The sequence below is a fragment of the Tardiphaga sp. 42S5 genome (assembly GCF_034044155.1).
GTDB classification, from domain to species: domain Bacteria; phylum Pseudomonadota; class Alphaproteobacteria; order Rhizobiales; family Xanthobacteraceae; genus Tardiphaga; species Tardiphaga robiniae.
In genome coordinates, this window is sequence record NZ_CP139027.1 from 4357396 (window position 1) to 4374882 (window position 17487).

The following is a 17487-nucleotide window of genomic DNA, read 5'->3' on the forward strand; positions in this document are numbered from 1 at the left end:
TAGGTAGAAGGGCGTTTCTTCTTGTTGGTTTGCCGGACTACTTGTCCTGCAGATTGAGACGGATATGCGCTTCACGCAACTGCTTCGGCGAAGCCTCTGACGGCGCGCCCATCAACAAATCTTCAGCACGCTGGTTCATCGGGAAGAGCGAGATCTCGCGCAGGTTGTTCGTACCGCAGAGCAGCATCACGATACGATCGACGCCTGCCGCCATACCGCCATGAGGCGGTGCGCCGTACTGGAAGGCGCGATACATGCCGCCAAAGCGCTCGACCACCGTCTCCTCGCCATAACCGGCGATCTCGAATGCCTTCACCATGGCTTCCGGCTTGTGATTACGGATGCCACCCGACGCGATCTCATAGCCGTTGCAGGTGATGTCATACTGGAACGCCTTGATGGTCAGCGGATCCTGCCCGACCAGCGCATCCATGCCACCCTGCGGCATCGAGAATGGGTTGTGCGAGAAGTCGACCTTCTTGTCGTCCTCGTTGTACTCGTACATCGGGAAATCGACGATCCAGGCCAGCGCAAAGCGCTCCTTGTCGATCAGGTTGAGCTCTTCGCCGACCTTGGTGCGTGCGAGACCTGCAAACTTGTAGAATTTCTCGGGATCGCCCGCGACGAAGAACGCGGCATCGCCGGCCTTCAGGCCGAGCTGCTGACGGATCGCTTCAGTGCGCTCCGATCCGATATTGTTGGCCAAGGGACCAGCGCCCTCACCGCCTTCACGCCACATGATGTAACCGAGGCCCGGCTGGCCTTCGCCTTGCGCCCAGGAATTCATGCGGTCGCAGAATGCACGGCTGCCGCCGCCGGGACCGGGGATCGCCCAGACCTGATTCTTGTCGTCTTCGAGCATGCGCGCGAACACCTTGAAGCCAGAGCCGCGGAAGTGCTCCGCCGTGTTCTGCATCTCGATCGGGTTGCGCAGATCCGGCTTGTCGGTGCCGTATTTGCGGAGTGACTCTGCGTAAGGAATCTTCGGCCAGTCCTTGTTGACCGGCTTGCCCTTGGCGAACTCCTCGAACACGCCGGTGATGACCGGCTGCACCGCGGCGAACACGTCTTCCTGCTCGACGAAGCTCATTTCGAGATCGAGCTGGTAGAATTCGCCCGGTAGACGATCGGCACGCGGATCTTCGTCGCGGAAACATGGCGCGATCTGGAAGTAGCGGTCGAAGCCCGACATCATCAGCAACTGCTTGTACTGCTGCGGCGCCTGCGGCAGCGCGTAGAACTTGCCGGGATGGATGCGCGACGGCACCAGGAAGTCGCGTGCGCCTTCCGGCGACGACGCGGTGAGGATCGGCGTCTGGAATTCGAAGAAGCCCTGCTCCTTCATCCGCTTTCGCATCGAGTCGACGATGGCGCCGCGGGTCATGATGTTCTGGTGCAGCTTCTCGCGGCGCAGGTCGAGGAAGCGATATTTCAGTCGGATGTCTTCCGGATAGTCCTGATCACCAAACACCGGCAGCGGGAGTTCGGCCGCGGGGCCGAGCACCTCGATGGCATCGATATAGATCTCGACATCGCCGGTGGGCAGTTCGGCATTCTCGGTGCCGCCGGGACGACGACGCACCTTGCCGTCGATCTTCACGACCCATTCCGAGCGCAGCGTCTCGGCGACCTTAAACGCCGGCGAGTCCGGGTCGGCGACGCATTGCGTCAGGCCGTAATGGTCGCGCAGATCGATGAAGAGCACGCCGCCATGGTCGCGGATACGATGGCACCACCCCGACAGGCGAACGGTCTGGTCGATATGGCTGTCGCGGAGCGCGCCGCAGGTGTGAGACCGGTAGCGATGCATGGGTATCCTGGAAATACGTCAGAGGGCGGAATCGGGTTCGCGATCAGGCGCGAAGCGCAGGGTTTACCCGACCGCATCCGACGCGGCAACCAAAGCTCGGCGATCAGATCGCCCGAATTTGCGGGCCGCGACTGCATCACCGCAGGCCTCCGACCGATGAATTTCGGACTACCATTTCGAAATGCAATCGAGCGATCGGAAAACCTCCCGCAACGCGGGAACTACATGATTGCACACGCAATAACCAGTTACCTCAGATCACGCGCCATCGGCACCCAGATACGCCGCATCGGTATTTCAGCACCAGATTCAATTACTTAAAGCGGTATTTGTGTCAAAATTTACTGAACGTTGACGACCACCATTCACTGTCTTGCCGTGAACCCCCGCCCGTTTTGAAGGCAGGTGATTCAACTGGAACTTGCTGCTTCTTGCCCTGCCGCAACCCAAGGCAGCCGCCATTTCGGCTGACCGGCGTCGCAGCCTTAGAACCGCCGAGGAATATGTTCGTGCTCGCCAGATATTCGATCAGTACCAAGCTGTTTGTCATTGTTGCTTTTCTTTTCGTCGTGATCGCGGGCATCGGCACCCTCGCCTTCATGCAGATGCGAGCCATCAACGCAGCAACCCAGGATATCCAGACGCAGTGGCTCCCCAGCGTCCGCTGGATCGGTGAGATGCGCGTTCAGTCGGCGCGGTATCGCGCAGTGCTGCGCGACCACCTGATCGTGGCCGATGCCGACCGTCCGGATGTCGACAAGAACCTCGCCGCCCGCAAATCGGACTTTGAAAAGGCAGCAAAGGCCTATGCCCCGCTGGTGTCATCGCCGGCAGAGCGCGAATTGGCCGACAAGCTCGACGCAGAATGGAAGGCTTTCATCGCCGCGGGCAACGACGTCCAGGCCCTCGCCAACAAGGGCGACGTGAACGCCGCCAAAGAGATCAACGCCAAGAAGGTCGTCCCGACCGGCCGCGCCATGGACGGCACATTGGCCAAGCTCGTCGAGTTGAACGACAAGGGAGCCGAAGCGGCCGGCAGCAATGCCAACGCCACCTATACCAACGCGATCTGGATGATGGTTGTCATTCTCGGCGCCTCGGTCGTGCTCGGTCTCGGCGCTGCCATGTATCTGGTGCGCGACATCTCCGGCGGCATCGCCTCGATCCTGAAGCCAATGGGCCAGCTGACCGATGGTCAGTTGGAGGCCGTCATTCCGCATCAGGGCGAAAGCACCGAGATCGGCCGTATCGCCAGCGCGTTGCAGATCTTCAAGGACGCCCTCATCGCCAAGCGTGCGGCGGATCAGGCGGCCGGCGCCGAAGCCGCCATCAAGGCCGCTCGTGCGGAAACCATCACCAAGGCAACCAGCAATTTCGAGTCTATGATCAGCGAGCTGGTTGGTTCGCTCTCATCCGCCTCGACCGAACTCGAAGCCTCCGCCACCACGCTGACGCGCACATCGGATATCACCATGAGCCTCTCGGGCTCGGCTGCATCCGCATCGCACGTCGTGTCGAACAACGTTCAGTCGGTTGCTGCCGCCACCGAGGAAATCACCTCGTCGGTGAACGAGATCGGGCGTCAGGTGCATGAATCGAACCGTATCGCCTCGACCGCCGTGCTGCAGGCCGAGAAGACCAATGAGAGCATCGCCAAGCTCTCGCAGGCCACCGCGCGGATCGACGACGTCGTTAAGCTCATCACGGCTGTTGCCGAACAGACCAATCTGCTGGCGCTCAATGCCACCATCGAGGCTGCGCGCGCTGGTGAAGCCGGCCGCGGTTTCGCAGTCGTCGCCGCCGAAGTGAAAGCGCTGGCGTCGCAGACCGCCAAGGCCACCGACGAAATCAGCATGCAGATCGCCGGCATGCAGGCGGCCAGTGCGGAGACCGTCGAGACCATCAAGGAGATCGGCTCGACCATCACACTGATTTCCGAAGTCTCGTCGGCCATTGCAGCGGCGGTTGAGGAACAGGGCGCAGCGACGCAGGAAATCGCGCGCAATGTCCAGCAGTCGGCGCAGCTCAGCACCCAAGTTGCCAGCGAAGTCACCGAGGTCAATCGCGGCGCCAGCGAGACCGGTTCAGCCTCCACGCAGGTGCTGGCTGCAGCGCAGTCGCTATCGCTCGAAAGCAATCGCCTGAAGGACGAAGTCGACCGGTTCCTCGACACGGTTCGCGCCGCCTGAGACCGCTTTCAGCGGTTGCCTAACACGTCATGGCCCCCCATCTTGGGGCCATGACAGTCCACTTCCCGTTCGACAACAGCTATGCTGCCCTGCCCGCGAATTTCTTCGCCCGCGTTGCACCGACGCCGGTGACAGCACCGCGGCTGATCAAGCTGAACCGCGCACTGACCGAACAACTCCGCATCGATCCTGACTGGCTGGCCAGTCCCGAAGGCGTCGAGGTTCTCGCTGGCAAGCGCGTGCCAGATGGCGCCGATCCCCTCGCGATGGCCTATGCGGGACATCAGTTCGGACATTTCGTGGCGCAGCTCGGCGACGGGCGCGCGATCCTGCTCGGCGAGGTCATTGACCGCGACGGCGTGCGCCGCGACATCCAGCTCAAGGGTTCCGGTCCGACACCGTTCTCGCGCCGCGGCGATGGCCGTGCTGCGCTTGGTCCAGTGATCCGGGAATATATCGTCAGCGAAGCCATGGCGGCCCTGGGCATTCCCACAACGCGCTCCCTCGCCGCCGTCCTCACGGGCGAACGGGTTCAGCGTGAGACGATGCTGCCGGGCGCCGTGCTGACACGCGTCGCCTCAAGCCATATTCGTGTCGGCACGTTTCAGTTTTTCGCTGCGCGCGAGGATATCGCCGGCGTCAAACAACTCGCCGATCATGTGATCGCCCGGCACTATCCCGACGCAGCCGAAGCCGAACATCCCATTCGCGCCTTGCTCGATGCAGTGATCCGCCGTCAGGCCGAACTTGTCGCACGCTGGCTGCATGTCGGCTTCATCCACGGCGTGATGAACACCGACAACTGCTCGGTATCCGGCGAGACCATCGATTACGGCCCCTGCGCCTTCATGGACGCCTATGATCCCGCCACCGTCTACAGCTCGATCGACGAGATGGGCCGCTACGCTTATGCGAACCAGCCGCGCATCGCGCTGTGGAATCTCACGCGCTTCGCCGAGACGCTGCTGCCGCTGATCGACAGCGATGAGAAGACCGCCATCGAGATTGCGCAGGCCGCATTGGGCGAATTCTCCGATATTTTCGACACGGCCTATCAGGCCGGTCTCCGCCAGAAGCTCGGGCTGTTCACCAGCCAGCCGGACGATGCCGCATTGGCGCAGGATCTGCTGACCGCCATGACAGCCAATCAGGCCGATTTCACCCTGACCTTCCGCCGCCTCGGCGCCGCCGCGGTTGACGCAGACAACGACGAAGCCGTGCGCGGACTGTTCATCGATCCGACGGCGTTTGACGCCTGGGCCGTGAACTGGCGGGCACGACTCGGCCGGGAGTCGCAGGACGCCGGTACCCGCCATCAGGCCATGCAGACGATCAATCCAGCCTTCATCCCCCGCAATCATCGCGTCGAGGCGGTGATCCAGGCGGCGCTGGCCAACGACTACGCGCCGTTCGAGAAATTGCTGGCCGTGCTGGCGAAACCCTATGAAGATCAACCGGAGATGGCGGATTACGCCGAGCCGCCGGAGCCGGATCAGCGCGTACTGAAGACCTTCTGCGGCACCTAAACACCCTCATTCTATCGGAGCAGACCTCCAATCTGCCCGAAACACCTTGACTCAACAGGTTTTTCGGCCGAACGCCTTGGTAAAAGCGTTATGGACCGTCCATGGAACTGATCACGACCACTGCCCAGCTGACCGCCGCGTGCGAGCGACTTGCCAAGCACCCCGTCATTACGGTCGATACGGAATTCCTCCGCGAGACCACTTATTACCCGCTGCTCTGCGTGGTCCAGATGGCCAGCGCGGAAGACGCGGTGGTGATCGACACGCTTGCCGAGGGCATCGACCTCACGTCGTTCTTCGACCTGATGGCCAACGAGGCCGTGCTGAAGGTCTTCCATGCCGCGCGGCAGGACATCGAAATCATCGTGCACCGCGCCGGCGTGGTGCCGCATCCGATCTTCGACACCCAGGTCGCAGCCATGGTGCTCGGCTACGGCGACAGCATTGCCTATGACCAACTCGTCGAACGCGTCACCGGCCACCGCCCCGACAAGACCCACCGCTTTACCGATTGGTCGCGCCGTCCGCTGACCGAAGAGCAGTTGCACTACGCCGTCTCCGACGTCACCCATCTGCGCGACGTGTTCGCCAAGCTCGATGCCGATCTGAAGAAGCGCGACCGCAGCGACTGGGTCAGCGAGGAAATGGAAATTCTCACCTCGCCAAAGACCTATGATTTCCATCCTGAGCGCGCCTGGGAACGGCTGAAGACCCGCGTCCGCAAGCCGAAAGAGCTCGCGGTGCTGATGGAAGTCGCTGCCTGGCGCGAACAGGAAGCACAGAGCCGCGATGTACCGCGCTCGCGCGTGCTGAAGGACGATGCCGTCGGCGATATCGCGACCCACGCGCCGACCTCACTGGAGAAGCTTGCCAATCTGCGTTCGCTGCCGAAGGGCTTTGATCGCTCCAAGTGGGGCAGCGACATTGTCGCCGCCGTCCAGCGTGGCATCGCCCGCGATCCCAGTACATTGCCAAAGATCGAGAGGCCGCGCGGCAATTCCAACGGCGCGGCCACCGTCGAGCTGCTGAAGGTGTTGCTGCGCATGACCTCCGAGCGTCACGCCGTCGCCAGCAAGGTCATCGCCACCGTCGACGATCTCGAGCAGATCGCCACCGACGACAATGCCGATGTCGGCGCCCTTCACGGCTGGCGGCGCGAGTTGTTCGGCGAGGCCGCCCTGGCCCTCAAGCATGGCCGCCTTGCATTGGCGATGGAAAAAGGTCGGGTGATCCGGGTGGATCGCGCGTAGGCGCGTCGTCCAGGGTAGCGTTCTAATTGCCTGCCGCAAACAGCAGGACGGGGCGTACCAGACCTCGCCCTGCGAGACGCAATGACGATCGCTTTACGCCGCCGATCTGTTCTTGATGGCTCCGACGATTGCGGTCAGCACCGCACCCGCGACACCGCCTCCGGCCACCTGACCGATTAGCGAACCGATATCGGTGGTTGCCGATGCGTTTGAAAGCATAGGAATCAGCATTCCGAGAATTTGACCGCCAACGCCGCCACCTATTGCACCTGCGATCGTGTTGCCGATTGTACCAAGATCGACAGACTTCGATGCACCGCCGGCAACATTTCCGCCAATCGCGCCGCCAATCAGTTGAACGATAAGGTTGATCAGAAGGGCTGACATTTCGACTCTCCCGGTCCGGAAATCGTATGTACTTGCCGCGTGGACCAAAACGGCCGCACCGGAAAATAGTATACGCACGGAAACCGAGAGTCACGCCGCGCTGCAATCAGTAGTGTCATTCAGAATGAGCGGCGGTGGCTATCGCCTGACGATCGAACCAGACTTCCCGACCAGTCGCGCCAGCTGCTTGAAGCGGCTGCCGACGCGGTCGGCAACGAGATCGACCATGCGATGCTCGAAAACGAGCATCATCTTGCGATCCTTGGTGGCGAAATGCGTGGCGGGCAGTACGCCCGGGCGCGCCGCCGAAATGAGATGCGCGACCCTGAACAGCGCGCCGAGCAAACGGGCGCGTTCGACCTGTGCCGGCGAGACAAGCGCACGGACCAGCTCCGGGGGCTCGTTCTCGGCGCCGAATCCTGCGTAGCGGTAGTACACACAGAGCGCGAGGAATGCGCGACCGTGATGATCGACCGAGCCGAAATTGCCGTTCGTGATCAGACTGAGCGTCTGCTCGCCGCGATGATCCGGATGGACGCGCCAGCCGATATCGGACAACAGACACGCCACCCGGCGTAGCCGACGATCCTCGTCGGTCTCTTTGAGCTTGGCGACACGGGCGAACCGATCACTCCAGTCGCTCAGCTCCTGCGCGTGGCGGGCCGAACGCGACAGCAACTCGTTCATGGTCTGGGCGGCACCGACCAGACCATCTTGCATGCGCTGCGCTTGCGGCAGCATTTCGTACAGCAAGCCTTCGCGGACGCCATAGGTCGAGAACACGATAGTCTTCGGCTTGGCAGTGCGAATGACATACTCAAGCACGAGCGCCGCGTAGACGAGCAGCGGCTGACGCTGTTCGGCGATGGCTTCGATGTTGGCAAGAATGTTGGCCGTTGCGAGCCGGCGCAAGCGGCGCACGAAATCGAGCGCTTCGGTGGCCGGGATCGAATAGCCATGCATCACACGTAGCGGATAGCCGCTCTGGATGATGTGCAGCCGCGCCAATGCACGCCAGGTGCCGCCGACCGCATAGAAATTGCGACCTACGCCCGCTTTGAGCTGCGCGACGTCAGCCAGCGCCAGCCTGACGATGCGCTCCGCCTTCTTCGGTGATTTCTGTGAGGCATCCTGCAATGCGAGACTGCCGAGCGGCAGCGTCACGCCCTGCCGGACCGCATTGCCTTTGACATCGATCAGTTCGAGCGAACCGCCCCCGAGATCGCCAACCAGGCCATCCGGCTTGTGCACGCCCGAAATCACGCCCAGCGCTGAGAGCTTCGCTTCGCGCGGCCCCGATATGATCTGGATCTCGCAGCCGCAGATTTTCTCGGCTGCTGTGATGAAGGCAGGTCCATTGCTCGCATCGCGCGCCGCAGCGGTCGCGATGGCGTAGACGCGACCGACCTTCATGACCCTGCACAGCGCACGGAAGCGCCGCAGCGCCGTCAGCGCCTTGTCGACAGCGTCCTTGGCCAGCAGTCCAGTGCTCTGCACTTCGCGGCCGAGACCGCACAGCGCCTTCTCATTGAAGAGCGTAACAAGGCTTCGCGTCAGCGACTCGTAGACAACGAGACGCACCGAGTTGGAGCCAATATCGATGACGGCGACGCTGGTCGCGCGTTGATTGGCACGCGCTACCACGTTGCTGGTTCCTTACGAGGATTGGTGACGCTCCGAACGGCGGGTGAGCCGGCGCGGGGATGATTTCTCAAGCGACTTTCCACGGCCAGACAGACTCGGATTCGTCATGAAGTAATTGTGCACATTGAAGGGTTCCTCGCCCTTCGCTGCCTTCATACGCGTTGACGACCCGTCCGGCAACAATTGCCAGCTCTGTTCCGTATCCTTGAGATTGGCCACCATGATCTGCTCGAGCACCTGGGTATGCACGGTGGGATTCTGCAGCGGACACAGAACCTCGACGCGGCGATCCAGATTGCGCGGCATCATGTCAGCCGACGATATGTATATCGCCGCCTTCGGGCTCGGCAGGCCATTGCCCATACCGAAGCAATAGATTCGACCATGTTCAAGGAAGCGGCCGATGATCGACTTGACGCGAATGTTTTCAGACAGGCCGGGCACGCCCGGCCGCAGGCAGCAGATGCCACGCACGATCAGTTCAACGGATACACCGGCATTCGACGCCTCATAGAGCGCATCGATGATTTCCGGATCGACCAGCGAATTCATCTTGAGCCAGATCGCACCCGGCTTGCCGCTGCGGGCGAATGCCGCTTCGCCGCGGATGTGTTCGAGCATGCGCCCGCGCAAGGTCAGCGGCGATACGGCCATCTTCTCGATGTCGCTCGGCTCGGCATAACCGGTGATATAGTTGAACACGCGTGCGGCATCGCGACCGATGATCGGGTCGGATGTGAAATATGACAGATCGGTGTAGATGCGCGCGGTGACCGGATGATAGTTGCCGGTGCCGGTGTGCACGTAGGTCGTGAGCGAGCCGCCCTCGCGGCGCACCACCAGCGACAGCTTGGCATGGGTCTTCAATTCCAGGAAGCCATAGACCACTTGGACACCAGCGCGTTCGAGATCGCGCGCCCAGCGGATATTGGCCTCTTCGTCGAACCGCGCACGCAGCTCGACGAGCGCCGTTACCGACTTACCGGCTTCGGCGGCCTCGACCAGCGTGCGGACAATCGGCGAATTGTTGGAGGTGCGATACAGCGTCTGCTTGATCGCCACCACGTCCGGATCGCGCGCAGCCTGCTGCAGGAACTGCACGACGACGTCGAAGGACTCATAGGGATGATGGACAATCAGGTCCTTCTGACGGATCGCCGCAAAGATGTCGCCGCCATGATCGCGGACACGTTCCGGATGACGCGGCACATAGGGCACGAATTCGAGATCGGGCCGATCGAGCCGCGTGAGCTGCGAGACCTCGTTCATGGCGAGAATGCCGTCGACCAGCAGGATTTCGTCATCCGAGGTCGCCAGCGCGCGCTGCACGAAGGCACGGAGTTCTGCCGGCATGCCGGCTTCGATTTCGAGGCGGATCACCGACCCTCTGCGGCGACGCTTCAGCGCCGTCTCGAACAGCCGGACCAGATCCTCGGCCTCTTCTTCGACTTCAAGTTCACTGTCGCGGATGATGCGGAAGGCACCCTGCCCCTGAACAGTGTAGCCCGGGAATAGACGCGCGATGAACAGGCCAGTGGCCTGTTCCAGCGTGATAAGGCGGACCGCGCCGTCCTTGCCGGGGGTCGGCAGGCGGATGAAGCGATCGATCTTGCCGGGCATGCGGATCAGCGCGTTCATCGTCTTGCCGTCGGACACCCGCGACAGATGCAGCGCGATGGTGAAGCCGAGGCTCGGAATAAACGGGAACGGGTGCGCCGGATCGATCGCCAGCGGCGTCAGCAGCGGGAAAATGTTGTGGAGGAAATGATCCTCGATCCAGGTCCGGTCGGCCTTGCTGACCTCCTTGCCGTCGAGCAGCACGATTCCCACATCGGCCAGCATGCCGCGCTGGTCGCGCCAGATCGCCTGCTGATCGCTGCCGAGCTTGGAGACCGCGCTGTTGATCAGCACCAGTTGCTCAGCCGGGGTCAAGCCGTCCGGGCTGCGCTCGCTGATTCCCTCACGGACCTGCGCCTTGATGCCGGCGACGCGGACCATGAAGAATTCATCAAGGTTGTTCGCGGAAATCGACAGGAAGCGGACGCGCTCCAGCGCCGGATGGCCCGGATTGACGGACTCCTCAAGGACGCGGCGATTGAAATGCAACCAGGACAGCTCGCGATTGATGAAGCGCTCGGGACCCGACGCGACCACCTCTGCCGGCTTCGCTTCGCCCTTTTTCTCTTCAATAACAATCTCTTCTGCGGAGTCCATGAGGCAGCAATCCATCCAGTTCAAGCAGCGCTATAGTGCCGGCAAATCACAGCGGACATTGCGTCAGTTGCGTGACGCTTCGATGACATTGAGGAACCTGCCTGCCGCGCCGTCAAGGCACGGTTTGACGCGCCGCGTTTAGCGTCCAAGGCTTAAGTCAGGCGTCGCGCAGCAGTTCCGCGGCCAATGCACGGGTCACCGGCCGCCCAAGCCGGAGCGCCTCGCTATCCAGCAATTCCACCGTATGGCGGGCGGCGGCGAATGACCGCTCGATGCGGCTGGCCACATAGCTGACCACGCTCTCGTCGATGCTGAGCTGGCGGTCGGCGCAAAACTTCACGATCAGCGCCCGAAACAACCCGTCATCCGGCGGCAGCAGATTGACTACCGGGATCGCACGGAGCCGCGACCGCAGATCGCGCAACTCGACCTCCATGGCGGCCGGGGCGACCCGCGCCGTAATCAGCACATAGGCGTTGTCCTGACGTGCCAGATTAAGAAGGTGGAACAGCGCCCGCTCGTCGAAGGCACCGGCATTGAGATCCTCCACCACCAGTGCGTTGGTCACCAACTCAGCCGGAACCGTCGCAGCCGTCAGGCTGTGCGCCATGGTGGAGCGCCCCCCGGCCTCCTCGGCCCAGATCGCCGCCAGATGGCTCTTGCCGGACCCTTCCGGGCCGACAAGGAGCATGACCCGGTTCGGCCAGTCCGGCCAGCAGTCGATCAGTCCCAGCGCCTCGGCATTGGCCGGGCCCTCAAGGAAGTTGTCGCGGGACAGACTCTCCGCATGGGGCAGCGCGAACGCCAGTTGACGGGGTTGGACGCGGGCGACCACGCAAATACTCCTGCCGGCTCCGCCGGCGAACGTCACGAATACCGGTTTACCGGGGCTCTTGACCGGGTTCGATGGTGCTCATGTGTCGCATCCACTCGACGAGATAGAAGGACACAGAGAGCAGCGTCAAGACGGTCACAAAGCCCATTAAAATCAAATCGTAAGGCGAGGATTTGAAACCAAATCCGAGGGCAGCAAGGACCAAGGCTGCGAACGCCACCTGCGCCACCGTATTGAGCTTCGACACCATCAGCGGCTTCATCGGGATCGGCTTGCCGAACAACCATGACACAATCACGGCGCCCACGATCATGATATCCCGCGACACCACGAGAATCACGATCCAACGCGGAACTGCCCCCCATATCCCCAGGGAGACATAGATCGAGACCAGCAGCGCCTTATCGGCCAAGGGGTCGAGCAGCGCACCGAGTTCGCTGGCCATGTTGAAACGCTTGGCGAGAAAGCCGTCCACGGCATCGCTGACCCCCGCAATCACGAAGATTGCAAAGGCGATTTCCATCTGGTTCGAGGCAATCGCCCAGACGATCACGGGCACCAGCAGGATACGCCCGAGGGTGATTAAATTGGGGATACTCACGCGGCGCTTCCCGGCTCCGGCCTGTTTCGCAATCCGAGCTTGGGGGCTCCGACCGGCTTACCGCCTACATAGTAATCGGGATAGCGTTTACGAGCCATTGCGCAGGCGGGGATTCCGACGTAACCAGCCGAAAATACACAGTTTCGCAGCTCCGGCAGGATACCCGGCATGACCGACCAGAAAAAAGGCCTCACTTACGCGGACGCGGGCGTCGATATCGATGCCGGCAACCGTCTGGTGGACCTCATCAAGCCGATGGTTCGCGCAACCGCCCGTGCCGGCGCTGACGCCGAGATCGGCGGCTTCGGCGGACTGTTCGACCTCAAGGCCGCCGGCTTCAAGGATCCGGTTCTCGTCGCCGCCACCGACGGCGTTGGCACCAAGGTCAAGATCGCCATCGAGGCCGGCATCCATAACGGCATAGGCATCGATCTCGTCGCCATGTCGGTCAACGACCTCGTGGTCCAGGGCGCCGAGCCCCTGTTCTTTCTCGACTACTTTGCATGCGGCAAGCTCGACCCAGAAGCCACCGCCTCAATTGTTGCTGGCATCGCAGAGGGCTGTCGTGAATCCGGCTGCGCGCTGATCGGCGGCGAAACCGCCGAAATGCCCGGCCTCTACAAGGACGGCGACTACGACCTCGCCGGATTCTCGGTGGGTGCTGCGGAGCGCGGCACGCTGCTGCCGACCAAGGATATCGGCGTGGGCGATGCCGTTATCGGCATGGCCTCGTCTGGCGTCCATTCCAACGGCTTCTCGCTGGTCCGCAAGATTGTCGAGCGCACGGGCCTCTCTTACGCCGACAAAGCGCCGTTCTCGCCGGTGATGACGCTTGGCGGTGCACTGCTGACCCCGACCCGGCTCTATGTGAAATCCTGCTTGCGCGCGATCCGCGAGACCGGCGCCGTGAAGGGCCTCGCGCATATCACTGGCGGCGGCTTCACGGACAACATCCCGCGCGTGCTGCCAAAGAACCTCGGCGTTCGCATCGACCTGCCCTCCCTCACCGTCCTGCCGGTGTTCAAGTGGCTGGCAAAGGAAGGCGATATCGCCGAACTCGAGCTGCTGCGCACCTTCAACTGCGGCGTCGGCATGATCGCCATCGTCAAGCGCGAAGCCGTGCAGCAGGTGATGGACATCCTGCGCGAGGGCGGCGAGACCGTGTCGCTGCTCGGCGACGTCATCGAAGCTGAGGGCGACGAGCGCGTCGTCTATGACGGACATCTCGAACTCAACCTGTGAGGCCGTGATGCGTCGCGTCGCCATCCTGATTTCCGGCCGCGGGTCGAACATGACCGCATTGATCGAGGCCGCCGCAGCAGATGGCTTCCCGGCCGAGATTGCGCTGGTGATTTCCAACAGGGTTGACGCTCCCGGCCTCGCCACTGCGCAGGCCAATGGCGTCAAGACGCTGGTGATCGAGAGCAAGCCGTTCGGCAAGGATCGCGCAGGCTTCGAGAAGCTGCTGCAGTCGGCCCTCGACGAGCACAAGATCGAGCTGATCTGCCTCGGCGGCTTCATGCGCCTGTTCACGGCGGAATTCGTGCGACACTGGTACGGTCGGATGCTGAACATCCACCCGTCGTTGCTGCCGTCCTTCCCCGGCCTCGATCCGCACGGTCAGGCGTTGCGCGCCGGCGTCAAGATTTCCGGCGCCACGGTGCATTTTGTCATTCCAGAGACCGATGCCGGCCCGATCGTGATGCAGGGAGCCGTGGCTGTGGCCGATGACGACACCCCCGACACCCTCGCCGCGCGCGTGCTCGACATCGAGCACAAGATCTATCCGCAGGCGTTGCGGCTGTTGGCCACCAACGGCGTTGGCATCACCGGCGACACCTGCACCACCAGTACCGGCGCCAGCGCCAGCCGCGACGACACGCTGATCTCGCCGACGGTGATCTAGGCGAGACGTCCGGGGTCGCACTGCCCCGCACTGCAGCCCGCAGGTCAGATTACGACGTCGTCCATATCGTTGATCCACCGGGTTCTTCGCGTCGACTCCAGCGTCCCGTGTGCATCGAACGGCTTTACCGCCGAGAAATCCAGACCGGTCGCCTCCTCGATCGCCACGATCGTGGTTTGAATCCTGCGCTTGCGCATTTCATCGACGGTGTACGGCTTCAATCCGGAGAACACCTTGGCCTCATACAGCGCCTGGACATACTGGGTCTGCCCCACGATGAACGCCGCCGCGGCGATCTTGGTTGTCGTCTTTTGCAACACCGCCACTTTCCAAAACGAGAGCGGCACCTTCCACGGTCCGCCCTTGCGACCTTTGCCATAATAGGGATCGTCATCGCGATAGATCGGCCCAGTAAAAACCGTCAACCGCTTCTCGGAGGTCTGCGCCTTATCCAGCAGATAGTCCTCGAGATTGCCCCAGTCGATATCGTTGTAGCTTTGCACCTGCGGCGCTGCATTGGTGTAGTGGAACGTATCCTCGGAACCCGCTTGGGCTTCCTCAAGACGTTCCACATCGTCGGATAGTGCGCTCCAGCATGGATCGAGCAGACGGACCTGATGCCCCCGGCTGAATTGAACTGGATCGTTACCCTTGGCCTTTTCGTAGAAGGCACCGTCCGGCTGGTACTCGTCCGCGATCCGCGCGTCGCGCCGCCACGTATCCTTTCGCTTGCCGGGATGGATGAGTTTCCCCCCGGCTATATTGACCGCCGTGATCAGTGGAAACTTGCGCTCTTCATGGATCACCGACGTAAAATGATGATAGGCCAGTTCATATCCCGAGCCATCCAGCAATGGCGCAACCTTGCCGGCGGCAAGCAGCGGTGCATAGATCGTCGCAAGATCGATGGGATTGCTCTTAAAAAACCCCGCATCATAGCCACGAACACCTGCCCAGCGTGACACTTGAAGCGGCTTACGGTCAGCCTCCTGAAGCGTCTCGCCAACCGATATGCCCTGGGACATCGGACTGAGGCCGAGCGACTTGTCGAGCCTGTCGAGAACGAGCCCCGCCTGCCGTTTTGCAAATCGTTCCTTTTCGAGCAGTGAAAAGATGGCACTGATCCGAATGCCTTCATTGGCGATCCATACCGGATCCTTGACGACTGCGCCGGGCTTGCTCGGCGCAGGAACCGCCTTGTGATGCAACGCCAGCACCTGCCACTGGTCATTCAGCACGGGCGCGCCCGAAGACCCCGGTTGCGTATCTGTCGAATAATGGATGAACTGACTAAGGTCGATCCCGACAGCCGAGGTTGGGTCAAGCGTGACGATCTGGCTGGCGCGGATCGCGATCTGCTTCGGCTCGCTGCCCGGATGCTGAATGATCGTGACCCATTCGCCATCGACTGCTTTGCCCGACAGCGGGATCAGCGGGAGCCGACCGTAGCGGTCGAGCGGTACGCCGTCATCCGACAACGGCGTAATCGCCACAAAGGTGATATCGAGTTCGGCGTTGGTATAGAATATTTCATGCGGACGCAGGTTGAAGCAGACCGGATCGCGCAACACGCCATCGATGTCGTGCTCGTAGCCGAACTCGGCCTCACACTGGCTCGCCTCGTCTTCGTCGCCAAGCACGTGATGATTGGTGAGCAACAGTCGTGGTCCAACCAAAAAACCGGTGCCGTACCACGCCCCGCCGTCACTCGGCACTCTGATCCGGCACACGGCCGCCGCTGCACGCTTGCCCCGATCCAGAAAATTGATCGACAGCAGATCGCTTTCGCCGATGATACGCTCGAACGCATTGGGATCGCTGCGCGGCGCCTCGAGGAAATTCTTGCGGATAGCAAAACGATCATCTGCCTTGGCTCGGCTGCGTCGTTTGGCGCGCGCTGAAGGCGGCACATAACTCGAATCCGCCCTGGATATGATCTTCTCCAGCTGTGCGGACAGTGCCGTCGATGTCGTTGCAACAACGTCTTTCTGAGACTCACTCGCTTCGTGACCGGAATCCATTGCGCGTCCCCACAAACCGCCCAAAAAGCATCGCCAACAAAGCGCCCGTACCAAGTCGGCACGGCGAGCGCTATCAAAGGTTGCATATTGGCCTGATCGTAACTTTCCCGCAACGAGGACAACGCATTTATTGTTCGGCAGGCGCCCCGAACTGTCATATCCCGGTCATCAACGGGGGACCGCTCAGTTCGCGAGCGCCGGTCGCAGGACCGTTAAAGACAATGCGAACGACGCAACACGTACTGCGTCGTTCACACCGGTTCGTTTAGCTGCGAACAAATGCCAGCAAATCCGGGTTGATCACATCCGCATGGGTGGTCAGCATGCCGTGCGGGAAGCCCGGATAGGTCTTCAGCGTGCCGTTCTTGAGCAGCTTCACCGTCAGTGGTGCAGCGTCGGCATAAGGCACGATCTGGTCATCATCGCCGTGCAACACGAGCACCGGCACATCGATCGCCTTCAGGTCTTCGGTGAAGTCGGTTTCCGAAAATGCCTTGATGCAATCATAGTGCGCCTTGGCGCCGCCGATCATGCCCTGCCGCCACCAGTTGTCGATCACGCCCTGATAGACTTTCGCGCCCGGCCGGTTGAAGCCGTAGAATGGCCCGGCCGGGACATCGACGTAGAACTGCGCGCGGTTGGCAACAAGCGCAGCACGGAAGCCGTCGAACACTTCGAGCGGCAGGCCGTCGGGATTTTTCTCGGTCTTGAGCATGATCGGCGGCACCGCACTGACTAGCACCGCCTTGGCAACGCGTCCCTTCTTGGCACGTGCGACGTAACGCGCGACTTCACCACCGCCGGTGGAGTGGCCGATATGCACGGCGTCCTTGAGGTCGAGCGCATCGGTGAGTTCGGCGACATCAGCGGCATAGGTGTCCATCTCGTTGCCGGTCGCGGTCTGGCTGGAGCGACCATGGCCACGGCGGTCATGCGCGATGACGCGATAGCCCTGATTGAGGAAGAACATCATCTGGTTGTCCCAGTCGTCCGCACTCAGGGGCCAGCCGTGATGAAACACGATCGGCTGCCCGGTGCCCCAATCCTTGTAGAAAATCTCGGTGCCGTCTTTGGTGGTGATGGTTCCCATGATCCAGACTCCTT

Annotated in this window: 13 protein-coding genes; 5 read left to right on the forward strand and 8 right to left on the reverse strand. The window is 61.8% G+C overall.

Annotated features, from left to right (window positions below; all coding sequences use genetic code 11):
* Nucleotides 1-37: 37 nt before the first annotated feature.
* Entirely contained in the window at nucleotides 38-1810 is a 1773-nt protein-coding gene (gene aspS / locus SFY93_RS20315; protein ID WP_320444370.1) for an aspartate--tRNA ligase, read from the reverse strand.
* A gap of 509 nt (nucleotides 1811-2319) precedes the next feature.
* On the opposite strand from aspS, the gene SFY93_RS20320 reads away from it, so the two are divergent.
* The 3 genes from SFY93_RS20320 (at nucleotide 2320) to rnd (ending at nucleotide 6775) form a co-directional block, all read left to right on the forward strand.
* Nucleotides 2320-3999, forward strand: coding sequence for a methyl-accepting chemotaxis protein (locus SFY93_RS20320; RefSeq protein ID WP_320444371.1), 1680 nt, complete (start codon nucleotides 2320-2322; stop codon nucleotides 3997-3999).
* Between the two features lie 50 nt (nucleotides 4000-4049).
* On the forward strand, nucleotides 4050-5525 hold the full coding sequence (locus SFY93_RS20325) for a protein adenylyltransferase SelO (protein ID WP_320444372.1): 1476 nt from the start codon (nucleotides 4050-4052) through the stop codon (nucleotides 5523-5525).
* Nucleotides 5526-5626: 101 nt separating this feature from the next.
* The gene (gene rnd, locus SFY93_RS20330; protein WP_320444373.1) at nucleotides 5627-6775 is read left to right on the forward strand and encodes a ribonuclease D; all 1149 of its coding nucleotides are present in this window, start codon (nucleotides 5627-5629) and stop codon (nucleotides 6773-6775) included.
* A 93-nt stretch (nucleotides 6776-6868) separates the two neighbouring features.
* Here rnd and SFY93_RS20335 read toward each other — a convergent pair whose 3' ends face one another.
* From SFY93_RS20335 to SFY93_RS20355, 5 genes are all read right to left on the reverse strand, one after another.
* Nucleotides 6869-7162, reverse strand: a complete 294-nt coding sequence (locus SFY93_RS20335) for a hypothetical protein (protein WP_089263970.1) — start codon at nucleotides 7160-7162, stop codon at nucleotides 6869-6871.
* 138 nt (nucleotides 7163-7300) lie between these two features.
* Nucleotides 7301-8806, reverse strand: coding sequence for an exopolyphosphatase (gene ppx / locus SFY93_RS20340; RefSeq protein WP_093758318.1), 1506 nt, complete (start codon nucleotides 8804-8806; stop codon nucleotides 7301-7303).
* Nucleotides 8807-8818: 12 nt separating this feature from the next.
* A complete protein-coding gene (locus SFY93_RS20345) occupies nucleotides 8819-11020 on the reverse strand; it encodes an RNA degradosome polyphosphate kinase (protein ID WP_320444374.1) in 2202 nt (733 codons plus the stop codon).
* Between the two features lie 157 nt (nucleotides 11021-11177).
* Nucleotides 11178-11855 (reverse strand): P-loop NTPase family protein, encoded by a 678-nt coding sequence (locus SFY93_RS20350; RefSeq protein WP_320444375.1) that lies wholly within the window; start codon nucleotides 11853-11855, stop codon nucleotides 11178-11180.
* 46 nt (nucleotides 11856-11901) lie between these two features.
* Complete coding sequence (locus SFY93_RS20355; RefSeq protein ID WP_068731090.1) at nucleotides 11902-12456, reverse strand: CDP-alcohol phosphatidyltransferase family protein; 555 nt, start codon at nucleotides 12454-12456, stop codon at nucleotides 11902-11904.
* A 168-nt stretch (nucleotides 12457-12624) separates the two neighbouring features.
* Here SFY93_RS20355 and purM point away from each other — a divergent pair, with 168 nt between their 5' ends.
* A complete protein-coding gene (gene purM / locus SFY93_RS20360; protein WP_320444376.1) occupies nucleotides 12625-13698 on the forward strand; it encodes a phosphoribosylformylglycinamidine cyclo-ligase in 1074 nt (357 codons plus the stop codon).
* 7 nt (nucleotides 13699-13705) lie between these two features.
* A complete protein-coding gene (gene purN / locus SFY93_RS20365) occupies nucleotides 13706-14362 on the forward strand; it encodes a phosphoribosylglycinamide formyltransferase (protein WP_414716935.1) in 657 nt (218 codons plus the stop codon).
* 44 nt (nucleotides 14363-14406) lie between these two features.
* On the opposite strand, the gene SFY93_RS20370 is transcribed toward purN, so the two are convergent.
* Nucleotides 14407-16383, reverse strand: a complete 1977-nt coding sequence (locus tag SFY93_RS20370) for a DNA/RNA non-specific endonuclease (RefSeq protein ID WP_320444377.1) — start codon at nucleotides 16381-16383, stop codon at nucleotides 14407-14409.
* Between the two features lie 265 nt (nucleotides 16384-16648).
* Complete coding sequence (locus SFY93_RS20375) at nucleotides 16649-17473, reverse strand: alpha/beta fold hydrolase (RefSeq protein WP_320444378.1); 825 nt, start codon at nucleotides 17471-17473, stop codon at nucleotides 16649-16651.
* Nucleotides 17474-17487 lie beyond the last annotated feature (14 nt).

What these genes read in the sequence shown, in the direction of transcription:
- rnd (WP_320444373.1), top strand. Translation starts at nt 5,627, where the DNA reads ATGGAACTGATCACGACCACTGCCCAGCTGACCGCCGCGTGCGAGCGA.
- SFY93_RS20335 (WP_089263970.1), bottom strand. Translation starts at nt 7,162, where the DNA reads ATGTCAGCCCTTCTGATCAACCTTATCGTTCAACTGATTGGCGGCGCG.
- SFY93_RS20325 (WP_320444372.1), top strand. Translation starts at nt 4,050, where the DNA reads ATGACAGTCCACTTCCCGTTCGACAACAGCTATGCTGCCCTGCCCGCG.
- SFY93_RS20375 (WP_320444378.1), bottom strand. Translation starts at nt 17,473, where the DNA reads ATGGGAACCATCACCACCAAAGACGGCACCGAGATTTTCTACAAGGAT.
- purN (WP_414716935.1), top strand. Translation starts at nt 13,706, where the DNA reads ATGCGTCGCGTCGCCATCCTGATTTCCGGCCGCGGGTCGAACATGACC.
- purM (WP_320444376.1), top strand. Translation starts at nt 12,625, where the DNA reads ATGACCGACCAGAAAAAAGGCCTCACTTACGCGGACGCGGGCGTCGAT.
- SFY93_RS20370 (WP_320444377.1), bottom strand. Translation starts at nt 16,383, where the DNA reads ATGGATTCCGGTCACGAAGCGAGTGAGTCTCAGAAAGACGTTGTTGCA.
- aspS (WP_320444370.1), bottom strand. Translation starts at nt 1,810, where the DNA reads ATGCATCGCTACCGGTCTCACACCTGCGGCGCGCTCCGCGACAGCCAT.
- SFY93_RS20345 (WP_320444374.1), bottom strand. Translation starts at nt 11,020, where the DNA reads ATGGACTCCGCAGAAGAGATTGTTATTGAAGAGAAAAAGGGCGAAGCG.